This is a genomic window from Persicitalea jodogahamensis (assembly GCF_014651615.1).
GTDB classification, from domain to species: Bacteria; Bacteroidota; Bacteroidia; order Cytophagales; family Spirosomataceae; genus Persicitalea; species Persicitalea jodogahamensis.
Map to the genome: position 1 here is coordinate 53,438 of NZ_BMXF01000002.1, position 24,163 is coordinate 77,600.

General features: G+C 50.7%; 23 protein-coding genes. 12 read left to right on the forward strand and 11 right to left on the reverse strand.

Features of this window, described 5'->3' with window-relative positions:
- Positions 1 to 82: 82 nt before the first annotated feature.
- A complete protein-coding gene (locus IE117_RS10345; protein ID WP_189564354.1) occupies positions 83 to 1,018 on the reverse strand; it encodes an alpha/beta fold hydrolase in 936 nt (311 codons plus the stop codon).
- A gap of 155 nt (positions 1,019 to 1,173) precedes the next feature.
- Here IE117_RS10345 and IE117_RS10350 point away from each other — a divergent pair, with 155 nt between their 5' ends.
- Positions 1,174 to 1,758 carry a methyltransferase domain-containing protein gene (locus IE117_RS10350; RefSeq protein WP_308439282.1) on the forward strand — a complete coding sequence of 195 codons (585 nt, stop codon included), beginning with the start codon at positions 1,174 to 1,176 and terminating at the stop codon, positions 1,756 to 1,758.
- A 48-nt stretch (positions 1,759 to 1,806) separates the two neighbouring features.
- Here IE117_RS10350 and IE117_RS10355 read toward each other — a convergent pair whose 3' ends face one another.
- Positions 1,807 to 2,253 (reverse strand): hypothetical protein, encoded by a 447-nt coding sequence (locus IE117_RS10355; RefSeq protein ID WP_189564356.1) that lies wholly within the window; start codon positions 2,251 to 2,253, stop codon positions 1,807 to 1,809.
- A gap of 304 nt (positions 2,254 to 2,557) precedes the next feature.
- Entirely contained in the window at positions 2,558 to 3,922 is a 1,365-nt protein-coding gene (locus IE117_RS10360) for a dihydroorotase (RefSeq protein WP_189564357.1), read from the reverse strand.
- A 196-nt stretch (positions 3,923 to 4,118) separates the two neighbouring features.
- Here IE117_RS10360 and IE117_RS10365 point away from each other — a divergent pair, with 196 nt between their 5' ends.
- Complete coding sequence (locus IE117_RS10365; RefSeq protein WP_189564358.1) at positions 4,119 to 4,328, forward strand: hypothetical protein; 210 nt, start codon at positions 4,119 to 4,121, stop codon at positions 4,326 to 4,328.
- Positions 4,329 to 4,366: 38 nt separating this feature from the next.
- Here IE117_RS10365 and hemB read toward each other — a convergent pair whose 3' ends face one another.
- The 3 genes from hemB to IE117_RS10380 all read right to left on the reverse strand — a co-directional run bounded on the left by hemB (position 4,367) and on the right by IE117_RS10380 (position 6,999).
- A complete protein-coding gene (gene hemB / locus IE117_RS10370; RefSeq protein WP_189564359.1) occupies positions 4,367 to 5,347 on the reverse strand; it encodes a porphobilinogen synthase in 981 nt (326 codons plus the stop codon).
- Between the two features lie 82 nt (positions 5,348 to 5,429).
- Complete coding sequence (locus IE117_RS10375; protein WP_189564360.1) at positions 5,430 to 5,789, reverse strand: four helix bundle protein; 360 nt, start codon at positions 5,787 to 5,789, stop codon at positions 5,430 to 5,432.
- A gap of 61 nt (positions 5,790 to 5,850) precedes the next feature.
- Positions 5,851 to 6,999 (reverse strand): cystathionine gamma-synthase, encoded by a 1,149-nt coding sequence (locus IE117_RS10380; protein ID WP_189564361.1) that lies wholly within the window; start codon positions 6,997 to 6,999, stop codon positions 5,851 to 5,853.
- 137 nt (positions 7,000 to 7,136) lie between these two features.
- On the opposite strand from IE117_RS10380, the gene IE117_RS10385 reads away from it, so the two are divergent.
- The 10 genes from IE117_RS10385 to IE117_RS10430 all read left to right on the forward strand — a co-directional run bounded on the left by IE117_RS10385 (position 7,137) and on the right by IE117_RS10430 (position 18,834).
- Positions 7,137 to 7,808, forward strand: a complete 672-nt coding sequence (locus IE117_RS10385) for a VTT domain-containing protein (RefSeq protein ID WP_229580707.1) — start codon at positions 7,137 to 7,139, stop codon at positions 7,806 to 7,808.
- Between the two features lie 114 nt (positions 7,809 to 7,922).
- Positions 7,923 to 8,351 (forward strand): VOC family protein, encoded by a 429-nt coding sequence (locus IE117_RS10390; RefSeq protein ID WP_189564362.1) that lies wholly within the window; start codon positions 7,923 to 7,925, stop codon positions 8,349 to 8,351.
- Positions 8,352 to 8,584: 233 nt separating this feature from the next.
- On the forward strand, positions 8,585 to 10,099 hold the full coding sequence (locus IE117_RS10395) for a hypothetical protein (protein ID WP_189564363.1): 1,515 nt from the start codon (positions 8,585 to 8,587) through the stop codon (positions 10,097 to 10,099).
- Positions 10,100 to 10,104: 5 nt separating this feature from the next.
- On the forward strand, positions 10,105 to 10,566 hold the full coding sequence (locus tag IE117_RS10400) for a hypothetical protein (protein WP_189564364.1): 462 nt from the start codon (positions 10,105 to 10,107) through the stop codon (positions 10,564 to 10,566).
- 46 nt (positions 10,567 to 10,612) lie between these two features.
- Positions 10,613 to 10,993 (forward strand): four helix bundle protein, encoded by a 381-nt coding sequence (locus IE117_RS10405; protein WP_189564365.1) that lies wholly within the window; start codon positions 10,613 to 10,615, stop codon positions 10,991 to 10,993.
- Positions 10,994 to 11,031: 38 nt separating this feature from the next.
- Positions 11,032 to 12,537 carry a hypothetical protein gene (locus IE117_RS10410; protein WP_189564366.1) on the forward strand — a complete coding sequence of 502 codons (1,506 nt, stop codon included), beginning with the start codon at positions 11,032 to 11,034 and terminating at the stop codon, positions 12,535 to 12,537.
- A 4-nt stretch (positions 12,538 to 12,541) separates the two neighbouring features.
- On the forward strand, positions 12,542 to 16,018 hold the full coding sequence (locus IE117_RS10415) for an acetate and sugar kinases/Hsc70/actin family protein (protein ID WP_189564367.1): 3,477 nt from the start codon (positions 12,542 to 12,544) through the stop codon (positions 16,016 to 16,018).
- Between the two features lie 58 nt (positions 16,019 to 16,076).
- Positions 16,077 to 16,622 carry a hypothetical protein gene (locus IE117_RS10420; protein WP_189564368.1) on the forward strand — a complete coding sequence of 182 codons (546 nt, stop codon included), beginning with the start codon at positions 16,077 to 16,079 and terminating at the stop codon, positions 16,620 to 16,622.
- Positions 16,612 to 18,213: a hypothetical protein gene (locus tag IE117_RS10425; protein WP_189564369.1), complete on the forward strand. Its 1,602-nt coding sequence runs from the start codon at positions 16,612 to 16,614 to the stop codon at positions 18,211 to 18,213. The genes IE117_RS10420 and IE117_RS10425 overlap by 11 nt, the downstream gene beginning before the upstream one ends.
- A gap of 6 nt (positions 18,214 to 18,219) precedes the next feature.
- Positions 18,220 to 18,834 carry a hypothetical protein gene (locus IE117_RS10430; RefSeq protein WP_189564370.1) on the forward strand — a complete coding sequence of 205 codons (615 nt, stop codon included), beginning with the start codon at positions 18,220 to 18,222 and terminating at the stop codon, positions 18,832 to 18,834.
- A gap of 10 nt (positions 18,835 to 18,844) precedes the next feature.
- On the opposite strand, the gene IE117_RS10435 is transcribed toward IE117_RS10430, so the two are convergent.
- The 5 genes from IE117_RS10435 to IE117_RS10455 all read right to left on the reverse strand — a co-directional run bounded on the left by IE117_RS10435 (position 18,845) and on the right by IE117_RS10455 (position 23,982).
- Positions 18,845 to 19,693, reverse strand: coding sequence for an outer membrane beta-barrel protein (locus tag IE117_RS10435; RefSeq protein WP_189564371.1), 849 nt, complete (start codon positions 19,691 to 19,693; stop codon positions 18,845 to 18,847).
- A 119-nt stretch (positions 19,694 to 19,812) separates the two neighbouring features.
- Entirely contained in the window at positions 19,813 to 20,121 is a 309-nt protein-coding gene (locus IE117_RS10440) for a hypothetical protein (protein ID WP_189564372.1), read from the reverse strand.
- 127 nt (positions 20,122 to 20,248) lie between these two features.
- Positions 20,249 to 20,950, reverse strand: coding sequence for a head GIN domain-containing protein (locus IE117_RS10445; RefSeq protein ID WP_189564373.1), 702 nt, complete (start codon positions 20,948 to 20,950; stop codon positions 20,249 to 20,251).
- A gap of 97 nt (positions 20,951 to 21,047) precedes the next feature.
- Positions 21,048 to 23,588, reverse strand: a complete 2,541-nt coding sequence (locus IE117_RS10450; protein WP_189564374.1) for a PspC domain-containing protein — start codon at positions 23,586 to 23,588, stop codon at positions 21,048 to 21,050.
- A 43-nt stretch (positions 23,589 to 23,631) separates the two neighbouring features.
- The gene (locus IE117_RS10455; RefSeq protein WP_189564375.1) at positions 23,632 to 23,982 is read right to left on the reverse strand and encodes a PadR family transcriptional regulator; all 351 of its coding nucleotides are present in this window, start codon (positions 23,980 to 23,982) and stop codon (positions 23,632 to 23,634) included.
- Positions 23,983 to 24,163 lie beyond the last annotated feature (181 nt).

The following is a 24,163-nucleotide window of genomic DNA, read 5'->3' on the forward strand; positions in this document are numbered from 1 at the left end:
TGAATACTATGTCTTGGATTCTTCCGGAATCAGCCACAATGGCCGCATCGTTAGGCTGGTCTTCTTAATAGCTAATTTGTTGCTAGATAATGACGCCTGGCTGTGTCACTTCATCTATCGCGCTGGTGCTGCCTGGCAGGTTGCCAGTTGGCAGATCGTCTGTTGATTGATGCACGCCTGTCGATTGCTGCACGAACGATATCAAGTCGCTGGTCAACCGATCCTTCGCCGTATAGAACAAGCCGTGCGGAGCGCCATCATAAGCAATGTACTCAGCGTGAGGAATGGCCTCGACTGTCCGTTCGGCCGATGCCTCAACGGGGACCACTTTATCCCCTGTTCCGTGAATGATGAGTGTGGGCACGTTGATTTTTGGCAAATCCTGACGGAAATCGGTTGCAGCGAAAGCATCAACGCAATCGAGCGTAGCCTTGTGCGACGCCTGATAGGTACGGGTAAAGTCGCCCTGCATGTGTGCCTCACTAGCGGGCTGGCTCAGGAGCGTGACACCATAGAACTGCTTGCTGAAATCCTGCAGGAAGGCAGCGCGATCCTCGTTGATATTGTCTTTCATGTCATCAAATACCTTGTGACTCACGCCATCGGGATTGTCTTCTGCCTTGAGCATGTAAGGCGTCACGGCGCTGACGAAGGCCACTTTCGATACACGCGCACCACCGTGGCGGCTCATGTAGCGGGCTACTTCGCCACCGCCCATCGACATTCCCACCAGTGTGACATTCTGCAGATCAAGTGTGTCAAGCACCGCTTTCAGGTCGTCAGCAAAAGTGTCATAATCATAGCCATCAAATGGCTTGGAGGATTGTCCGAATCCCCGCCGATCATAGGCGATGACCCGCATGTTGTGTTTGGGGAGTTCGGCCAGCTGGTAGTCCCACATGGCGCTGCTTAGCGGCCATCCGTGAATAAGTACCACGGGATTGCCCGTTCCCAAGTCTTGATAAAAAAGTTTAATATCGTTGCCGTTGGCATCGGTTCCTGCTTTTATGAAATTCATAATTGTTAGGTTTATTGGGTAGAAAAAGTCTTTGTTACACCTTCAAAATCACAAACTCCATACCACTGCGGATTTGACTATTTTGGGCTATTGTTTTTGCAGTTTGCAGAGAATAATTTCCCCAAATCGAAACGTATTGGGAAATACACATGAATATGGAAGCAAATTATTGGGACAACCGCTACACTCGGCACGAGACGGGATGGGACCTGGGCACGGTCTCGCCGCCCCTGAAAAAGTACTTCGACGGGCTGACAGACAGATCGATACGAATTTTGATTCCTGGCGGCGGCAATAGCTATGAAGCTGAGTACCTGATGAGGCAGGGATTCACCGATGTCACAGTGGTGGATATTTCGGCGGTGCTTGTCGAACGGCTATCAGTGAAGTTTTCATCTTATACGGAAAACGGTCTGCATCTAATCCACGAGGATTTCTTCCTGCATGCGGGACAGTATGACCTGATCGTAGAGCAGACCTTCTTCTGTGCCCTCGATCCGGTTTTGCGTCCTGAGTACGTCCGGCAGATGAACGGGTTGTTGGTGGAAGGGGGAAAATTAGTCGGCGTCCTGTTTGACCGCGACTTTCCGGGTGGCCCGCCATACGGCGGCAGCCGGGCAGAGTACCAGGCTCTGCTGGAAACTGAATTCGAGGTATTGGTTTTAGAGCCCTGCTACAATTCCATTCAGCCCCGTGCCGGAAGCGAAGCATTCCTGATCGCACAAAAAAAACGCCGGTAGCCCTTTGAAGACAACCGGCGTTAGCGTTGAATTACGCAAAGTACCTTTTCAAAGAAACACTTTGAGCGGTACCAAGAGGTAGGAGAGTACATTGTCGGTCAAAGAAATCAGACTGGCGTTAGCGGGTAGCGCACTTTTAGCTCCCGAAGAGAATACCGACACGAGTGTTTCGGTCAGCACTTCACCGCCAACCGTCACGATGCGCACTACCCAGCGGGCAATATGCTGCGAGATGGACACTGCGGCGATTGCAGGTTTCAAAGTAGCTTCCTCTTCCGCCGACTCAGTGGCCGCCGGGTGGGTGGTTGGCTTTACTACAGTTGGCTTTTTGACTAGCTGCAGCGATGAGCTTTTTGCTTGATTGTTTACGCAGCAAGCACTTTTTTCCTTAGCATTGAGCATTTTCTGTGCCACCAGCATGTTATGTGAAAATCCGGTGGCATTGGCCTGCCAACTCACTAAGAACAATACGGTCAATAGTTTAAGAGCTTTCATGGCAATTTCAGTTAGAGCGTTGAAGGGAGAGGTTTTTCATTGATAAGGCAAATATAGGAAATTAATTGGGTATTATGCAATACATAGTACCTTGTTTCCTAAAATATTTTTCAATTTTCCAGTTTCAAACGCTCCGATCATGTCCTGGCTGAGGATTGAATGAAGGTGAGAGCTTGTCCGTTGAACGTATGGATGGTAAGATCAGCGAAAAGGTTGCACGTGTCAATAAATTTTACCTGAATTGGGAGTTTTCGTTGATGAACTGCCTGAAAATAGCGATCAACAGAAACCGGGCCGGCGTTCTTTATCGTGAAAATGTCAACCGCTGGCCTTTGACCATTTCGTTAAAGCTTCCCTTCTCGTACGCTAAATGGCCGGAAACAAAAGTGTGCGTAACGCGCGAATGAAAGCGGGTACTTTCGAAAGGCGACCAACCGCACTTGGAGAAAATAGTATCCGGTTGGACTGCGGTCATCTGTTTCAGATCCACCAGTACGAGGTCGGCATGGTAGCCTTCGCGAATATAGCCACGCTCCTGTATCTGAAAGCAGTCGGCCACGGCGTGGCTGGTTTTTTCCACTACCCTTTCCAGCGAAATTTTTCCCTGAGGCACAAATTCCAGCATCACGTTTAATGAATGCTGCACGAGCGGCAGACCCGAAGGTGCCTGCCAGTACGGTTGCGCTTTTTCGGCGGCGGTATGCGGGGCATGGTCGGTGGCAACGACGTCGATGCGGTCGTCGAGCAGGGCCTGCAGTATTTGTTGCTTGTTAGGCTCGGCTTTAATGGCCGGATTGCATTTAATCTTGGTTCCCCAGGCCCGATAGTCTCCGGCGTCGAACCAGAGGTGATGAACGCAGGCTTCGGCGGTAATTAGCTTGGGAGTGCCGTCAGCCAGGAGAATTTGCCCGTTTACACGATGGCCGATGTCGAACAGGCCCGTTTCTTCACCCGTTGAGATATGAAGTATGTGCAGCCGGGTACCTTTTCGGGTGGCGAGCTCTACCGCAAAGCCGGAGGATTTGAGACACGCGTCCTCGTTGCGCACGATGGCGTGGATATCGTAGGGTACGTCGTCGCCGTATTTCTCTCTGAAGAATTCCATCCGCTGCCGAACGGTAGGCTCATCCTCGCAGTGCGTGGCGATCAGGCAGGGCGCATCGGCGAAGAGTTTTTCCAGAACCTGCGGTGCATCCACCAACATATTGCCCGTGGACGACCCCATGAACACCTTGATGCCACATACACGCTGTGGATCGGTGCGCATCACTTCGTCGTAGTTATCGTTGGACGCTCCCATGTAAAAGGAGTAGTTGGCTAGTGAGGTATCCGCCGCGATCTGGTATTTGTCCTCCAAAAGCTCTTGCGTAAGGGCGTTAGGTACCGTGTTGGGCATCTCCATGAACGTCGTTGTACCGCCCGCCACCGCGGCGCGGGCCTCGGTGGCGATCGTGGCCTTGTGCGTCAGGCCAGGCTCCCGGAAATGTACTTGGTCGTCAATCAGGCCAGGCAGCAGATGTTGACCTGCTGCATCAATCACGCGGTCTGCTGATAGATGCTGCAAATCGCTGCCAATGCGGGAAATGCGCCCATTTTCAATCAGCACATCGGCTTCAAGGCAAGTGCCTTCGTTAACGAGAAGAGTGTTGAGCAGGAGCGTTGAGTTCATCGAAACGGATAAGTGAAGGTGATTGTGTAAAAGTACGATTTAGCCAATTTTTTTGAAACCATATTTTGATATTGGTTTCTTTTTTGCTTACTAGTAGGGTGTCAGGAAGTGGCTCGATTGTTTTACAATCAAGTTATTTTAAAAATAAGACTACTTTTGGAACCAAATTTTGTTTCACTTAACCTAACTATTTAGTATGAAAGCGCTCGGAATCGTCCTCGCTATTATCGGCATTGGTATGTTGATTTTCAACGGATTCAACTATACCAAAAAAGAAAAAGTGGTAGATATTGGTCCTGTTGAGATCAATGCCGACAAACAAAAATCAGTCGGCTGGCCAACTTACGCCGGGGCCATCGTACTCGTTGCGGGTATCGGTCTGGTGATTTTGGATCGGAAAAAATAAGCAAAAAGGAGCGAGCCACACGACTCGCTCCTTTTTGTTTATCCATTTTGCGCTAAGGCGAATTCCTTGGCAAAGTAAGTCAGGATCGCTTTCGCACCGGCCCGACGGATGCTCATCAGGCTCTCGAGCATAGCGCGTTCTCCCTCAATCCAGCCGTTTTGAGCGGCAGCCTTGATCATGGCATATTCACCCGACACGTTGTAGGCCGCAACAGGAATATCAAAATTATCGTGCAGCAATTTAATGATGTCGAGGTACGGAATAGCCGGTTTTACCATCAGGAAGTCCGCGCCTTCGTCAAAATCGAGTTGTGCTTCCACCAGGGCCTCCCGTGCATTGGCCGGACTCATCTGGTAGGTTTTTTTGTCACCAAATCTCGGCGCTGAATCAAGTGCATCCCGGAACGGGCCGTAGAATGCACTGGCGTATTTGGCAGTGTAGGACATGATGCTTACGTTCGTATAGCCCTCAGCGTCGAGCAATCCGCGGACATAGCCCACTCGTCCGTCCATCATGTCGCTGGGGCCCAGAATGTCTGCTCCCGCTTTTGCCTGTGCCAGGGCCATCTTGCCCAGAATCTCCACCGAAATATCATTCACAATTTCGCCGTTTTCCACGTACCCATCGTGACCGTCGCTGCTGTACGGGTCCATGGCGATGTCGGTCATCAGGGTCAAATCAGGGAACTTGTTCTTGATTTCATTTAGCGCATTTAAATACAGCGTGCCTTCACGATAGGATTCGGTGCCGCGCTTGTCCTTTTTTTCTTCGGGGTAGTTGGGGAAAAGACAAATGGCTTGAATACCCAAGTCGGTAACTTCCCGGATTTCTTCCAGCAAAGTATCCAGCGAAAACCGGTAGATGCCGGGCATGGACTTCACTTCGCTTTTCACGTTGGAGCCTTCCAGCACGAACATGGGAAAAATCAGATTTGACAGTGAAAGGGTCGTTTCCTGAGTCATTTCGCGAATGGCGGCAGTGCGGCGGTTGCGGCGCGGGCGGCGTGGGAGGTGTAGCATGGTGGGAGCTTTCTTTTGGTTAAAAGGTCAAAGGGTCAAACGGTCCAAGGGGTTTAACTAAATTTCTGAATAGACTATGCGATTAGTGTTTGCGGACTTTAATAAGGTTCTGAATCATGGAGGATAGTTTTTTTGCTTTGTTGACTAGTTCCCCAGCTTGGGGTTTTTGCAGGTGTTCTAATTCCGCTGCCAAATAAAGTTGGGTTCTGACTTCGCCACACGAGCCTTTGGCAATGAATAAATACTGAACAAATTCCTTATCTGTTTGCCGCTCGAAACCTTCGGCAATATTCGATGGGATAGAAACTGCCGCCCTTTGGATTTGATCTCTGAAGCCAAAATCACGGCATTCCTTCATGGATTTATATACCTCGATACAGAGTTCCATTCCCTGTTTCCAAACAATCAAATCTTCAAAAGACTGATATTTCTTTTCATCCATAGTCAGTTGATTTTTGATTGCGTGTCTCTCTAACCGTTTGACCCTTTAACCCTTTAACCCTTTAACCTAAAATTTGTATAGCCTGATCTAAATCTTCGATCAAATCGTCGGCATCTTCAATACCTACACTAAGCCGAATCAGCGTGTCCTTCAACCCTGCCTTCAGACGTTCTTCTTTGGGAATACTGGCGTGGGTCATGCTGGCGGGATGGGTACAGAGGGATTCGACGCCCCCCAGTGATTCGCCCAGCGAGAAAACTTCCAGGCTTTCCATCACCTTTATGGCTTCGGCGTAGTCGTCGCCTTTCAGCTCGAAGGAAACCATGCCGCCGTAGTTGCGCATCTGGCGGGTGGCGAGGTCGTGCGTGGCGTGGCTGCTCAGGCCAGGATAAAACACTTTGCCGACTTTCGGGTGTGCTTCCAGCCATTGGGCAACTTTGGTCGCGTTTTCGCAGTGCCGCTGCATCCTGATGTGCAGGGTTTTCAAGCCTCGAAGTACCAGAAAGCAATCCTGTGGCCCCGGTACTGCGCCGCTGGCATTCTGAATAAAAGCCAATTGCGCGGCCAGATCGTCGTCGTTCAAGACCAGCGCTCCCATGACCGTATCAGAATGCCCGCCAAGGTACTTTGTCACGGAGTGCATCACGACATCGGCCCCCATATCCAGCGGATTTTGCAGGTAAGGCGTGGCGAAGGTATTGTCCACTACAGTCATGATCTTTTTTTCCTGAGCCAATTTTACCACCGCTTCGATATCGATAATTTTCAATAGCGGATTGGTCGGTGTCTCGATCCAGATCATTTTGGTGTTTGCCGTGATTGCCTCGCGGACATTGGCCGCGTCGGTCATGTCCACAAACCGGAATTTCAATCCGAACGGCTCAAAGACTTTCCGCATGATCCGGTAAGTACCCCCGTACAAATCGTTGGTGGAGATAATCTCGTCGCCGGGACGGAACAACTTCAAAACGGCGTCGGTAGCAGCCAGGCCCGAAGCATAGCAAATGCCGTGCTTCCCATTTTCCAGCGCGGCCAGCGCATTCTGCAAGGCCGTACGTGTAGGATTGTGGGTGCGTGAGTATTCGTAGCCCTTGTGCTTGCCGGGGCTTTCCTGCACGTAGGTAGAAGTCTGGTATATGGGCGTCATGATCGCGCCCGTAGTAGGATCAGGCTCGACGCCCGCGTGGATGGCTTTAGTAGCGAATTTCATTTTTCAATATCAGCGCGACAAAGTCGCATTATTTTCAGGATGACGAATATAGTATAGTAGCAAAAACCGATTTGCCTTTAATCGTTCAACAAACCCGACGGCTTCGTTACCTTTATGCCAAAATTACGAAAAGACCCTTGGCGAACCCAATTTTCAAGAAATACCCGCTTCCGCTGGTGTTGAGTACGGTGCTGGCGATCATGCCGCTGCTAACCAGTTCGCTGCTGACCGCCTGGGCGGTCGGCTACGAAGAGTTCTGGGCAGGATTATCCCTGACCCAATGGATTCTTATTACGCTGGGTTTGTCCTTTGCTTCCGCCCTTGCCCTTACACCGCCCACATTCCTGGCCTTGGTCTACGGTTATTTTCTGGGTTGGATTGGCTTGCCGTTGCTCTTCCTGCTTAACCTTGCTGCGATCGGAATCGTTTTTTTTATGGGCAAAAAACTGATTCCTCTTTCATTTTTACCCCAGATTCAGGCGGCCTATCCGGCGGCGGCCAAACTACTGCTACGCTTTCACGAAGATCCGGTACGGCTGATTTTCTTTACAAAACTTTCGCCCGCACTGCCCTTTGCCATTACCAACCTGATCTTTACCCTGGCCGGAGCACGACTACCCCAAATGCTATTGGGTGGTGCCCTTGGTATGATTCCGCGCACGATGCTGGCGATGTGGATTGGCACCCAGGCTAAGGAAATCAGGTACTTGCTGGAACATCCCAACGAAGGGATCGGAACGAAGCTGCTCGTGGTGGCTCTGGTTATCCTTTCTACCGTCGGGATTCTGTGGTTTTTCAAGAGAAAATAGAGAAGGTGCGTATGGTCTAGGTTTTAGTTTTATCATATATTTGATATGTATGATAAAATTCCTTTAATTTGGTCTTCTGTATATCAAATTTCTCTACCTAAACCCTTACCCATTATGCCCAAAGCCAACATTTACCTTAATTTCGATGGTACCGCCGAGGAAGCGTTTAAGTTCTATCAATCTGTTTTCGGCGGTGAATTTGCCATGCTCCAGCGCTTCAGCGAGATACCGGACGCTGACAAAATTCCCGACGATGCTCGCGACAGAATTATGCATATTGCGCTGCCGCTTTCTCCCGATGATGTACTCATGGGCTCGGATATTATGGAAGGTATGGGAGAACCGCTTAAGGTCGGCACAAATTTCTCAATTTCGCTCAGCACCGAGAGTAAGGAAGAAGCCGATCGCCTTTTTGCCGGCCTATCCACCGGAGGAAAGGCCGATATGCCTATGCAGGATACTTTCTGGGGCTCCTATTTTGGCATGCTTACCGATACGTTTGGAATTCAGTGGATGGTGAGCTACGACGCGAATTATCAGTGAGAGGTAGTTTTTGCTGGATTACCCTCAAATCCCGGCCACGACGTGGCCGGGATTTTTTGATGGATGGCTAGCCAGATTTTTAGTCCCTTAGAATAACCTGGCTTACTTAACGTTTCAAATAATGTCCAGAATCTGCCTGAGCGATCCAGTCATCCGGGCAATCAGCACCCTTAACAAATAATTCACCCGAAAGCCGTTCCAGCGTCCTATATTAGGGGCAAAAATTAATGCAAATGAAGAAAACTCCCCTCGCGTTCTTATTCAGTATTATCCCTCTGACTCTACTCTTCCTGTTGCAAAGTTGCGGCGGCGACAAGGGCTACGATTTCGACACCTTTCAGGAACAGTCCCTGGATTTTGCCAAAAACGATCAGCGCATCGACCAGCAAGAGTACGAAACTCTGGTAGTCGGCATCGGAAACTCGGACGACCGACGATTTCAATCCCTCAAAACCGAGGGCGGTGAAGTGGACCACGCCAAAGTGGCCGCTTACCTTAAAAAGTACTTCGACGCCAAAGGAACGAACGTTGCTCTCACTGACATCTGGCAACCCGGCGCGGGAACTTCCGATGCGGGTAGTTTCAATGTCAGCGTGTTTCTGGAAAACTCGGCCAGCATGGACGGCTACGTCGATGCCAACTCGACAGCTTTTAAAGCGACGATGCTCGACCTGCTGACGAATCTTGAAAACTACCCGGCTACCGACACCCTGAACCTCAACTACATCAACTCGACCATTATACCAGTCAAGGCGGCGGCTTCCAAAACGGACGTTTCTGACTTTTATCAAAATCTTAATCGCGGTAATTTCAAGTCGCAGGGCGGTAAGCGGGGTAGTTCGGACATCGGTGAAATTCTGAGCCAGATTCTCAATCAGCAGAAATCAGACGAGCTTTCGGTCTTGATTTCCGACTTTGTTTTTTCGCCCGGCGGAAAAGACGCAGTGCGGTACCTGGAAGGCCAACGCTCCCAGATTCGTAGCGAATTCGTCGCTGCCCTTCGAAATAATCCAAGCTTGTCGGTAGCCATCATGCAAGGTCAGGCGCAGTTCGAGGGTACTTATTACGACCGCAACGACAAGCCGCACGCCAGCTTTGCCGCTGAGCGGCCTTACTACGTATGGCTGATCGGCACCGCCGCGCAGATTCAAAGCGTGGTGGATTCCAAAATTTTAGCTCAAACCCGGAATGGATTCTCGAACGCTTTGGTCATTCAGCCCGCCGGTAATGCCAGCCAGCCACCGTTCAAAATCCAGTATCGTCCCCGCATTGGCGAGTTTGATTCAAAATCATTGGCGCAGGGCATCATTTCCGACGCTCAGGCGGCCCGTGACGACCGCAACAAAGGCGTTTTCGAGTTCAATGTAGCGGTGAATTTTTCGCAAAGCATGCAGGATGCCGGGTACTTTCTGGATAGCACCAATTACAAAATAAACGACCCAAATTACAGTCTGAAAGCAAAGCCCATTACCGACCAGAATGACGTGTCGCTGCGCGGCTTCACCCATTTACTGACTTTGCGAACTACCGATTTGAAGGAAGAAAAACTACAAATCGACGTCGTTGGCAAAGTACCTGGCTGGGTGTACGCTTCTTCGAGCGAAGACGACACTCAAATTGAAACCGCCGCCGACGAAGCCACTAAGACATTCGGTTTCAGTTATTTGGTGGAAGGCGTGAGCGACGCCTTTTATCCGCGCTCCCAGGCAAACCCTCTGTACACTATCCCTCTAACCATTAAAAGATAAACGCCATGCAAGAAGTATTTGCCAAGATGTACGAGTGGTTTGGCCTGATTCCTTTCTTTTCCAAGGACATGGGCGATCATTTGCGCGGCTTCGATGTCACCTGTACCGACTACATCGCCACGCCCTGGTTCAGTTACATCGGCTGGATTATGGTCGTCACCACAGTTTTTACATTCGCGCTGCAGTACTACATTGTCGACAGTTCGCGCTATAACAAAGCCAGGCACTGGTGGTTTTTTGCGCTCGGGCTGGTATTGCTGAATTTCCTGGTTGCCTTTGCCATTCCCTATAACGACATTCAAGACAGCAACTTCTGTAACCAGCTGAAATTGAATGTCTCGGATTGTGTCGGCTTCGGCTTTTCCAACGCCCTATGGAGTTTGATTTTGTTAGTTATCATCAGCAGTATTCCGGTGTTCCGGTCAGGAAGTACCAATTGCCGGCACACGACTTTCTGGAAACCGTAATAAATAATGATGAGTGATGAAGGATGAATGGTTAAAATCTTAGCTAATGGAAGATAAGAATGTCATTCGTAGAAAATCCTTTGATTTTGCAGTACGGATAGTGAAGCTATGCCAATTTGTTAGCAAAAATCATCATGAGATTGTCCTAACCAGGCAATTACTTAAATCAGGTACATCAATTGGAGCCAATGTAAGGGAGTCAACTAATGCAGAATCCGGGGCTGATTTTATTCACAAGTTTGGAATCGCCCAAAAAGAATGTGATGAAACACTCTATTGGCTTGAACTTATGAAAGCAACAGGGTACCTCACTGAAAACGAGTTCGACTCGGTAATAAAAGATTGCAATGAACTGATGAAAATCATCAGGAGTATAATCTTGACAAGAAAAGCCAATTTAAAAAACGAAAGGGTGATAAAAACCTAAAATTCATCCTTCATCACTCATAATTCATCATTAAAAAAATGGCTCGCTTATTCGTATTTGCTATTGGCGGTACTGGTTCCAGGGTACTCAAATCCCTGACCATGCTGCTGGCTTCGGGCGTGAAACCAAATTCCGCGACGGAATTTGAAATCGTCCCCATTATCATCGACCCTCACAAGTCCAACGAGGACTTAAAGCGTACCGCGCGGATGCTGGAAAACTACCAGGCCATCGCCGAGCGGGCGGGCGCGGACAGCGGCTTTTTCGGCACGCGCATCACGACGCTCGACAAGTTGGTGACCTCCCAAAACCGCCTTTCGGGTAGTTTTACCTTTAATCTGCAACAGGTCGCCAATACCCAATTCAAGGATTACATCGACTTCGCCCAACTCAGCGAACCCAACCGGGCGCTGGCCGATATTTTGTTTTCGGGCAAGTCGATCAACAAGCGCGACGAGGAAGTGAACCTGCTGGATGTCGAAATGGACATCGGTTTTGTGGGCAACCCCAACATCGGCAGCGTGGTGCTGAATCAGTTTAAGGATTCGGAGGAGTTCAAGGAGGTGGCGTCCAACTTCAACGCCGACGACCGGATTTTTATCATTAGTTCCATCTTTGGTGGCACGGGGGCGGCAGGTTTTCCGACAATCCTGAAAAATATCCGCGACGCGATGAACAACCGCAACATCGACGGCAAGGGGTTTTTGCAAAATGCCAAGATTGGGGCGATTTCGGTACTTCCCTATTTTAATATTGAAAAAGACCCTAATAGCCCGATTCAGAAATCGGACTTTATTGCAAAAACCAAAGCCGCGCTCTACTATTACAAGGACAATGTAACGGGTAACAATTCGGTGAACGCGCTGTACTACATTAACGACGACTACAGCGGCAAGCCCTACAAAAACGACGCGGGCAACGAAGGCCAGAAAAACGACGCCCACTTCATTGAAATGGTCTCGGCCCTGGCCGTTATCGACTTTCTGGAAATGCCCGACCGCGATCTGGAATCGGCGGGTGGCAAGGCGGTGAAACCGATTTATAAGGAATTTGGTATGAAGAATGATTCGCCGGATTTTAAATTTTCGGACTTTGAGGACAACACCGAATACAAAATCAGCCTGCGGCTTTCGCAGCTTGCTTTGTTCAAGAAGTTCCTTGATGAACGCCTGAACGAATCCATCGAAAAGCAGGCATGGAGCAACGACGCGCCTACTATCGACCGCGCTTTTCTTAGCGATTCTTTCTATCGTACCAACCTCTCTGAATTCATGACCGCCTTTGGAAACTGGCTGAAAGAAATGTCGAGCAATCGGCGCGGTTTCACACCTTTTAACCTCAACAGTACCATTGACTCCCTGGTCGTGGACAAGACCGTAAAGTCAGGCTGGTTTGAAAAAAAGGTCGATTACGCGTACTTCGACGACGGTCTGAGCAAACAATCCAAGGGCAAGACTTTCCCTTCGGCAGAGCAAAAAATAGTCAAGTTGTTTTTCGACACCACCGAAGAAATCCTGACCGAGAAATTCGGGTTTAAGAAATAATATTATGAGCAAAATATTCGGCCATACCAACCGGGGCGGCAAAGATTGGTTCTCTTCCGATGCCTACTCCGACAAAGAAATAGAGTCCATCAAAGATCCCGAAGGGGGTAGCGGCGAGACGCTCTCACCCGCCATTCCAAGTCCGTTCGCGCGGATCGATTTGGCCAAGACTGCTTTCCGCAATATCAACAAAACGCCCGAACTGAAAGCCTATAATAGTAACGGGAACGTGCTGGCGGGACGTACGGACGAAAAGCTGGTGTCGGACACGCTGGATCTGGCCGAAATGCTTTTCAATAGTGATAGCCTACGGGAGAATTTGCGTGTCATTGTCTGGGATAAAGACGCGGAAATCGCGAAGATGAAAGCTTCGTCCGACGCGCACCGCCGCCTGGCCGAAACGCTGGAACTGTACCTGCAACAGGACAAGGAATCGTACAATTTTGACTTACTGCGGCGGCTGTATATTCTGGAATTCAACCACAAGATTATCGGTTGCACTTCTCCTGCCACGCTGTTTTTTCCTACCGCTAACGACCTCACACACGCTCAGATCAAACTCACGAAAAACGACGTGTTGTTCGATCACAACTACATACCGCTGTATGAGCGCGAGGTGGATTTTCAGAAGTACTTCCATCACCTGTTTCGGGCTAATCCGCTGCTGGCCAGTCGGATGAAAGTCGTAAGCGATTATCTGGACAAAAACCTGGCGATTCTCGATCGCAAAAATCACGCGCTTTACGAGGAAATCAATAAGCTGAATCCCGCCGATTTTTTGATAAACTATTCGGAATTGGATTCAGGGAAGGCGGGCGACATCATTGAAGTACTGGGCGTGCCGCTGCGCAAACGTAAGAAGGAAGATATCCTGGGATCGATTGCGGAAAGCGATTTTCGGATCAATGCCTCAAAAACGCCGACCGGACAGACGCCGCTGGTGCTGCAAAATAACTTCAACAAGCGGCTGCGCTACGTTAACGATAACTGGGACCACACCGTAGAAGTACCCTATGCCGATGAGGCTGCACTGGAAAAACGCAGCTTGCCCGGCGCCCGGATTCAGTACCCGTATCTTACGGTCAGTGATTTCCTGGAACCGTACCTGATCCGGCTTGTTTATCCGATCAACAAGGAAAAATTCTTTGACGGCAATGTGAACGCCGAAGTCGGTGACGATTCCAAGGGCTTTCTGCTGCCGCTCAAAAAACAATTCTTCGACTACTTCACACCCAACGATTTGCTGGGGGGCGGGCCGGGCAAGCCCGGCCTCGAGATGACGCAGGGCGTGGCGGGCAGCGTGCGGGTTACGCTGCGGATTCCGATCATGAAGGAGGGTGAGTACATCGCCTTCGAGCGGACCTACTACCAGTCGCTGGAACACCAGATCACGAAGCCCGACGAGGCCGATAATAAAGGCGTGGTCGTGGAGCAGCAGGTAGGACTGACGCTCTTCCCGTTTGTCAAAACCAATCTGCCGGACGTCGCTTCGCCTTATCGGGTGCAGGTGATCGACCGGAATGTGGCGGGCGTGTTCAAGAATTCGGACTATGCGTTGCAATTCTTCAATCAGCGTGCCAACGTGCCGATTTCGATTGTCAACGAAGAAACGGCCGGCTCTGGCAAGCCTCGAAAGCGTACCCGCAAGCAGGCCGCTGATGCTACCACGCAGTACTACGTATTGGACAAGGAGTTCGACTATATCTACGTGCAGGATACGGGACAAACCGACATGGGCGGGATCGTTATTCCCAAATGGCCGCACTTCCAGAACGGTAACACGGTTTTCACCTTCGCTCTGGATTTTGGAACTACCAATACCCACATCGAATACAAAGCCGGAGCATCGGCTCCGAAGGCTTTCGATATTACGGTAGAGGACATGCAAATCGCTACGCTATTCGACTCGGCCAAAACGAGCGAGGATTTTGGCGGGTCCGGCGCGATTGCCATCCGCGAATTCGTGGACTACGAGTTCCTGCCTGAGCAACTGGGCGGTAGTAATCGTTTCAAATTTCCGACGCGGACGGTTTCCGGCGAGGGCAAAGACCTGGATTTGAACAAGGAAACCAATAGCCTGGCCGACTTCAACATCCCGTTTACGTACGAGAAAACGCACGACGGCGTCAACGAAATCAAGTCGAACCTGAAATGGGCCAAGGTGGAGCCCGGCAACACCAAGCGGATTCGGGCCTATTTTGAGACATTGCTCTTGCTGATGCGAAACAAGGTACTTCGTAACGGCGGCAACCTGACCGAGACGAAGTTGGTTTGGTTTTATCCGAGCAGCATGACCAACAACCGGAAAGACAGCCTGGAAGGTTTGATCAGGGATTTGTACCAAAAGTACTTCAACGCCACCAATCCGCCAATCGGCATCAGCGAGTCGCTTGCGCCCTTTTATTACTACAAAAACACGGGTCAGTTACCTGGTGGTACTTTTTCGCCCGTGGTGTCGATCGATATTGGCGGCGGTACCACGGACGTGGTCGTTTTCAAGTCGAGCCGACCCATTTTGCTATCGTCGTTCAAGTTTGCGGCCAACGCCATTTTTGGTGACGGTTTCTACGAATTCGGGGCAACTTCCAACGGACTGATCAAGAAATACGCCGCGCATTACGAGAATTTGTTGAGCGCCAACAAGCAGTACGATTTGATGAAAGTCCTCGATTCGATCAAGGACAAAAACAAGTCCGAGGATATCATTGCTTTCCTCTTTTCGCTCGAGAAAAACTACCGCATTCGGGATGCCAATATGTTTTCATTCAACGCTTTGTTGGCTGAGGACAACGACTACAAAATTATCTTTTTGTACTTCTACTCCGCCATCATCTACCACGTGGCGCAGTTGATGAAAACGAAACTACCGGATACCGATTTGCCCAAGAATATTGTCTTCAGCGGAACGGGTTCCAAGATTCTGAGCATCATCACCCGCAACCAGCGTACGCTTTCAGAATTTTCCGAACTCATATTTGCGGCAGTATTTGAAAAAGAATTTGGCACGGAAGATCTGGTGATCAAAGCTGAAAAGGATATTCCGAAGGAGCTAACCTGCAAAGGTGGCCTGATGACCGATCCCGAAGATCTGGACATCAATATCAAGAAAATAAAGGCCATTCTGACGGGGCTGGAAGACGAATCGATCACCCGCCTTCGCTATTCGGATTTGACCAACGAAGTGCAGACGGAAATCACGGATTACGTGGCTGATTTCAACCGGATATTTCTTGATCTGGACAAGAAAATGAGTTTCTCGGACAACTTCGGCGTTTCGTACAGCGCGTTGGAAATATTCAAGAATGGTCTGAACCGGCACTTGCGGGATTATCTGGCCGAGGGGTTGGAGTACACCAAGAAGATGGACGAAGTACGTTCGGACGAAAAAGAAATCGAAGAAACCCTGTTCTTCTACCCGATCATCGGTGCCATCAATCATTTGTCGAAGCAGTTGGGAGAAGTAACGCCTGTGAATAGTTGACTGCGTTTGTTACCTGCCTAGATACGAATCCAGAAAACTCAGTTAGTTAGACTTAGTGATGAATACATTCAGTAATTCGAGAGATAGAGAAATAGCACAGCTCCGGAAGGAAGTCAACGAACTCAAAAGTGAGCTCGGAAAGCTCACGGAGGCATTCAAGATAATCCGGGGAAAAGTGCTGGGGGCTGATGTCCCTATGGAAATAACCAAGTCGAGTGCCGATGAACAAGCGGTGAAGCCAACGACAAACCAGGTTTCTTATTCAAAACCACAGGAAGTCATCCATACCTTCTATTTGTCCACACCCAATGCCGACGGTAGCTTCAATAACAGCTCAGCCAACGCTTCTTACAAGGAAGGTGCATCCATTTATAAATTTCAAAATATAAAAGGCAACCAGGCCAAATTCAAGATCGACGAACATGAAGCGTCGGTGCGATTGGCGTTGGCGTATCCTGATAAAAACATTGACCCGGTCTGTGACGCCTCAAACGCCTTCGACCCCAAAGCCCGGAAAATATATACCGAAGAAAATGGAATTGCTGAACTCGTCGGTGACCGATGGAAGGTAATTACCAAAGCCCGCATCCGGTATGAAAGTTGAAATATTCGAAGTATTCCTGATCGGGATCATCATTTTCATCCAATTCGTCGTCTTTTTCCGTACCCGTCGTCAGATCCGTATTTTCCGAAATATCATTCCTAAAACGGAGGAATTGAGCGTGGCGAAAATTCGTCTCTTTCTGGTGGATTTGGAGAGATTCTCACCGCGGGTCATTCTGGAAAACATCGGGAAGTTTCAGGGAAAATATCAGGGGGCATCGGGGATTCACTTAGAGGCTGCGGATTCCGGCGAACCAGAAACCGCGCATCCTACGGCCAGTTTGTTTGAGGATGACGAAAGCCAATCGCAGGGAAATTCGCTGCCCAAGACCCAAATAAACATTATAGATAGTAAGGCCGAGGCGAACCCGATTTTCACCAACATTCTCTTTTCACTCAACAACTACCTCATCCGTAACCGGGGTGCGTCGTCCGATTTTAGCTTGATAAAGGACATCGTGGAGCGGAACGTCAGCGCGGTGGAGGAAGATATTAACCTGTCCATCAGCGTGCCGTTGTACCTGGGTTTGATGGGTACCATGCTGGGCATAGTCATCGGGCTTTTCAGTATGCCGGATATGGCAGGCGTGATAGATACCGAAACCAACAATCTGCTACTGAACGACGGCATTTCATCATTAATTGGTGGAGTGAAAATTGCGATGATTGCCAGCTTTACGGGCCTGGCGCTCACCATTATCAACTCGGGCGGTTCATTCAAAGGGTCGCGTACGCTGGTGGAAGCGCGGAAGAACGAGTTCTACACGTTTGTGCAGGTGGAACTACTACCAATCATCAACCAGGGATTGGCGGCGACGCTGGAATCTTTGCAGCGCAACCTGATGAAATTCAACGGCGAGTTTACCGCTAACCTGAAAGACCTGTCGGGCATTTTTGCCTCCAACACCAAGACCGTGTTGGCGCAGCGGGATTTGCTGGATTCCATTGACAAGATGAAGGTATCGGAAATGACCCAATACAACCTCACGGTACTGCAGCAGCTGGAGCAATCGGTGAAGCAGTTTGAAAAATTCAACGGCTCGATGATGAACGTCAATGCTTTCGTAACTAATTCGGAGCGCATCGTGGACCGCACCAATCAATTGCTGGAACGGACCGAGAATTTCAAATCCATCGCTGATAACCTGAACAACAAGCTTAGCCAAAGCCAGCAGCTCATGGAGTTTTTGCAGGCTCATTTTGCCAATTTGGAGCAGCACAAGTCTTTTACCGCCAACGCCGTAGCTGACGTAGGCCACGCCATTTCCGGCTCCTTCAAGGATTTGGAGCAGCACATCCTGAATTCCAGCGAGGCCGTGAAGCAGTTTACCGTAGACGAAACCGAATCGTTGCGCTTGGCGCTCTCGGGCAGCCAGAACAGCCTGCATAATTTGAAGCATCTGTCCACGATCACGCAGGAAGTTTCGCAGTTCAAAGACAGCTCGGCTTCGCAAAGTGAAAGTACCCGTCAGCGGCTCGACGAACTCAACAGCAAGATGGCCGCTTTGCTCGAATTGATGGCAAAGACGGAGAAAGACCGCGCTAACCGCAAGCTCGGCGCACGGTTTAAGCGCTTGATTTCTGGAAAATAACCGCGCATGAAATCCCAAAATTCCGGTTTTTTCTGGCCTAGTTTTGCCGATCTGATGACGAGTTTGTTCTTCATCATGCTGGTGCTTTACGTACTCACTTACCTGAAACTCACGAATCAGCAGCGCGCTACCCAGCAACAACTTAATAAAATCAAGGAAGTACAGGCGGCGGTAAAAGAGTTGCCCCGCAAGTACTTTGCTTACGACTCGGTGTACAAACGATTCTCGCTGGTGCAGAATATTCAGTTTGCCCAGAAGAGCGACGTCATACGGGGCAGCGATGTTCAGTACCTGGTCAACGTGGGGAAATCCATCAGTAACCTCATCGACACGCTGAAAACCAAGTACGCCGGACAGGACATCAAGTACGTGGTCATTATTGAAGGCATGGCCTCAAAAGATAATTATCCCGATAACTATACGCTCAGCTACAAGCGCGCGCTGGCAGTGCAAAATCTTTGGAACGCGCGCAACATCCGCTTTGATCAGACGATTTGTGAGATACAGGTGGCTGGTTCCGGGACGGGCGGCATCGGCCGGTTTCCGCGCTCCCAGGAAACCAGAAACCAGCGAATTCTGATTCAGATCGTGCCGAAAATCGGGGAGATCAGAGTGGAGTAGGAGGTGACGCTCAAAACTTCGGACATTTCGTCTTCTTCCGCTGCTGGGCAAAAAATCTGGTCGTGAGCACGTATTGCGCCTTCACGCTTAGAAAAATATAGGAGTCTTTTACTTCCGGATTGCCGCGAATAAAGCCTGGCTGCCGGGGAGCTTCGCCGATTTCGGGGCTGCGGTCGGAGAGCCGCCGGGCCAGATCACTGGGTAGTTGGTCGGGCTGGGGGTATACATTACTGGCGTCGTCGAGGTAGTCTGAATTCAGGAAGTTATTACAGAGTTCCAGGCCAAGACCCCAGCGGTCGGTGAGGCGGAACGTAGCACCAAGGCCCGCCACGATTAGCAATGGGGTCCGGGAGTACTTTACACCCTCGGTGGTTAGTGGCGGCAAGCTGTACCGGGTACCATCAAGTTGGGCTTTGGGATTAAGAAAAGTAGTTCCTACACCCCCGAAAAGGTAAGGGTTAACCTGCGCCTTCCGCGTAAAGCCAAACAGATCCCCTTGCGCTCCGACGTAAAAATCGGGATTGCGGGTGCGGAAGGAAAGGTTGTTGACGAAGTTACGAGAGTTCTTCTGGTCGGCTTGTAGCTGATAGTACCGCAATTCGCTGCGGAGGCTGAGGTGTTCGGAAAGGCGATACATACCGCCTAAGGCCAGATTGGGGCCTAGGCCCAAGTGTGCAAAATCTACACCGTCGCTCAAGTCGCCCTGATAGTAGGCCACGCCCGCCCCACCGATGAGCGTAATAAGTCCCTGCGGTGGAATGCCACTGCCCAGACCTTCTATGCGAATCTGTGCATGCAGATTTGGGCTGGTAGTTAGCCCGAAAAGTAGGAAAATAAAAAGGGGAAATATTCTGCTCATAGCCGGACGCACTGCTTTGCTTCTCAACGAAGCGGGCGTAAATATCATGCATCTGCGGCTAAAAAACGACGAAAGCCGGAAATTTTCCGGCTTTCGTCCTTAATCCAAGCTTTAATGAATTACGCAATTTCGATGCCTTGTCTCTGCACCTCTTTCAGAAAAGTGACATCGTCAAAGGCCCTTTCAATAAGTACTGGCTCGATCCGGTCGTCGATTTTTTTTCGCAGCTGCCACAGCAGCGGGCTCACCGAGAAATAGTCGCCTCTGACCCGGTCGACCACTACGGCGACGTCGATATTGCCCTCGCCGGAGTAGTTCTCGCTGGCAAAGGCACCATAGAGGTACACGCCTTCGAGCTGGAAGTGATCCTGCAGCAAAAGTCGATATGCTCTGACCTTGTCAATCGCCTCTCCCCGATTCATTTTCACAGTATATTTTGGAAACCGCATAAGTTCATCATGGAACTGGCCACCCGTATGTGGGTTTGACCTATAATCGCACATTCATACCTCATAAAGCGAGCTGCCGCTACGGGTTCTCGCCAGCACTATTTGCTCAATTCTCTCTCCGTACTGACCCTGCGCCCGAGCTACTGGAACGTACCTGGCTTACACTGCCTGAGTAGCGTATACTGCTCGCGCCGCTGGCGTCGGCTTGCAGGGCCGAACTGGCCACCACCGAAGCCCGGCTGGCTCCCGAAGCGTCTATATTTGCCTCCTTTACCGGGAAATCCTTGCCATCGAAAGTGGAGGCACCGGACATCTCGCCTTCCAGATTCTCCCCCCGGCCCGAAAGGGTTAGCCGCGAGGCTCCGGAAAGGTCCACCATTACTTTATCGGCCGAGAAGTCCATTTCGACGCGGGAAGCACCCGAAACGTCGATATCCATGCCGCGTCCGCCACGAAAGCCTTTTACTTTGGCATTGCAGGCTCCCGAGAAGTCCACGCCGTCGAGGTTGGGCATCGTGATTTCTACGCTGACGTTCTCGCGATTTTTCCGCCACGAACTATTCTTGTAGCCAATGTGGAGCTTGCCCCGGCTCACGCCGTATTCCAGATCGTCAAGGTCGTCCTCTTTGCCCGTTACCTCCACGCGGTAGCTGTTTCCCCGCTCGACGTTGATTTTGAAGGCACTCCCCAAATCGAGCTTGGAGAAATCCGAAACTTTCAGCGTACGGGTACGCTCAGGACCTTTGCTCTGCGAGGAACAGGAGGTGATGGTGAGTAAGATGAGGCAGAGGGTGAGTAGTTTTTTCATGAGTCGATTTATAGTGAAGTGAAGGTTAGGAGTTCCATTACCCAAGAGATGCACGAAGTAGTTTAAAAGTTGCTTCAGTCTCTAGTTTTTGCTATTGCTAATCTATTTTACTCGCGCCGACGGTCGTCTTGCTTATTCGCCTGACCTTACCCATCTCAGCTTTGCTGGCTCCGACGGCCCGTACGTCGGCTTCATCCATTTCCATTCCGCTGGCGTCCAGTTTACAGGCTCCGGTCAGGGATATTTTTGCCGTCCGGGCGCGGCCTGTCAGCGTAGTCTTCGAGGCACCCGTTGCTTCCAGTTCCAGGCGGTCGGCCCGGACGTCGAATTCGGATTCCACGGCCCCGGACAACTCGGCGTACAGGCGATCCAGGTTCTGGAAGCCCGAGATACGGGCTTTGCTGGCACCCGAAAGCTTTATATCCCGCAGATCAGGCATCGTGATTCGTAGTCCGAGACGTTTATCATTAATGTTGAAAATATTGGAATTATCTCTTTTCCTGACCAGAAGTTCGCCATCACGGACTGACACCGTGACCTTGTCCACATCGTCGCGGTCTCCATCTACGGACACCGCGTAGTTGTCGCCCCGCTGCAGGTCGATGGAATAAGCCCCGCCGACTTCCACCTTCTGGAAATCCCGGACGTCGAATTCTCTCACATAATCACCCCGCTCATCCAGTGACAACGCACCGAGGTCGTTCCCCCTATCGTCATTGTACTCTTCCTGGTCATTTTCGTCAAAATCTCTTTCTTTTCGGTACTTCTCGGGCAAATTCAGACATACCAGCCCGGAGTCGCGCCTGACGGCCCAGCGTAGTTTTCGCCAGTCTTCACGATCGCCGTTACGGTCGAGTTCGCTGTATTGATCCCTTATTTCCCAGTTGGAAATCTTGCGGTAAAAGAAGTTACGGGTCATCACAAATTCACGATCGTAGGGCATCAGCACCCGCAGCCGAACCTCCTGGTTGCGGTACTTGCCACCGGGCGCCAGTGTAGGTTCCTCGTCGAAGCGCAGAAGTGAGTCCTTTTGGATAATGCGGTAATTCAGGTCCATCGCGTTGCGGCGGGCGTCCTCTGTGGAGCGGCCCCGGGCCGTAATTTCCCTTTCGACCTGAATGCTATCCCCGGAGTAGCCTTCGATCATCAGGCGCACATCCCAATTGTTGCCGTTGTCTTCGTCATTGTCGTACTCATCCAGTAAGGGCGTACCGTTCACGGCGTACAGATCGGTTTGCTGTACCTCGCCCCGGCGGGCAAAATTCCGCTGATAGAGGGTGCCCGTTGTGGCCACACCGATAATGCCCACGACCCACAAGCCGGCCAGCGTGAGCCAGAGTGTGCCGCTCGCCACGCGGCGGTTCGCGATGAGGGTAAGTCCCAGTAACAGTACTACCAGAAAAGGAATGCCTACCAGCAGGGCGATGGAAAGTATGAGGGTGGAAGGTGCTTCGTTTAAAAGAAGCAGCGGCGGAATATCACTAAATGGGACCATGTCGCGCATCGTCATCCCTATGCTCCCGCCCACGATCAGGCCTAGTAGAGCGGCGGCGGCCACGGCCACCAGAACCGCCCCGATCACTATCCGCAGGACGGGACCGATCCCTTTCAGTAGTTTACCCAACCCACCTATAATAACGGCAATGGCACGGAACGGGAAGAGCAGCAGCCGGGTAAGTCCTGATTCGCCGGTGGTGGGCGATTCTTCCAGATTCAGACCACGCTTGATGTTGGTTTCGATATTGGAGAGTGTGATGGGCTCGCCCTGCATCTCCATTTTTTCGGTGAGGGTATGGGCCGAAGGCGAAATGATCCACAGCACGATATATATCAGGAAACCCGTACCGAACAGGAAGACGGACAGCACCCACAGGAAGCGTACCACACCGATGTCTACCCCAAAGTAAGAGGCTACTCCTGCCGCTACACCGCCAATGACTTTGCGGTCGGGATCGCGGTAAAACTTTTTAATGCTCTTGTCTTCTTCCAGCTCATTTGAACCGGGGAAAGCGATCCACATAGCGATATAAATCAGTACCGTCAGTCCGCTCAGCGAGCCTGCGACATCGTCGTCGCCGTTCATCATACCGCTGCCGATCGGAAAGCCGATCACGAGTACCAAAAAGGCCAGCCGCACCCACAATGGATCTACCGTAAAGTAGTGGGCGATGCCTGATGCCACCCCGCCAACCAGTTTACGACGCAGGTCGCGGTACAGGCGGCGCGGGGCCGATTCTTCACCCGCAAAAGTACCTTTAGGTGGAACGGTCTCGGCTTGGGGCGGATTAGTAGAGGAAGACTTGGCAGGCTCTGGTTGAGGATGGGTAGAAGCCGCCTGCAAGGGCTCGGTCAGCAGGTCTTCGGCCTGGTCGATGGCCTCGAAGTCCGCCACGGTACCCATCGCGGCGATAAGTTCGTCCACGTTTTCGAGCGAGATGACCTGCTTGGCTTCTGCTTTTTGCTTGGCGATGAAACGCTCGGCGATGCGGCCCTCGATGTCCGAAAGGATCTCCTTGCTGTCGGCGAAGGAAGAGAAGTACCGTTGCACCGAGCCGAGGTAGTCACGCAGCTTTTCGTAACCGTCTTCCTCTATATGGAAAACTACGCCGCCGATATTGATACTGATGGTCTTTTTCATGGGAGTGTTAATCGAATGTCTGGGGTAAACAGGATCGGGAAGTTTAGTTGGTGTCGGCGGTGGCCTCGGTTTTCTTGATAATCATCTGTACCGAGGCGGCCAAATCGAGCCAGGTTTCCTGCATGGCATCCAGGAACTGCTTTCCCTCGTCAGTCAGCACGTAATACTTGCGGGGTGGCCCCGACGACGATTCCACCCACTTGTAATCCAAAAGCCCGGCATTTTTGAGGCGGGTCAGCAGCGGATAAAGAGTACCTTCCACCACCATGATGCGGGCAGAGGTTAGCTCGTCGAGCATGTCGGAAGCGTACACCTCGCCGCGCGAAATGACGTGCAGAATGCAGAATTCCAGGATTCCCTTCCGCATCTGCACCTGGGCGTTTTCAACTTTCATAATGTTTCATGATTTTGGGTATGCTTGCGCACGGGGTTAATCCTACTTTCTTTATTTTTCTTGGCTAACAGATGCAAACGCTTTTTCACTTGCAACACGACAAAGGTATGGAAAGGTACTTTGCTATGCAAGGTACTTGGTATTTTTGATCGGCCGGATTATGATGAGTGGCGCGATAGCC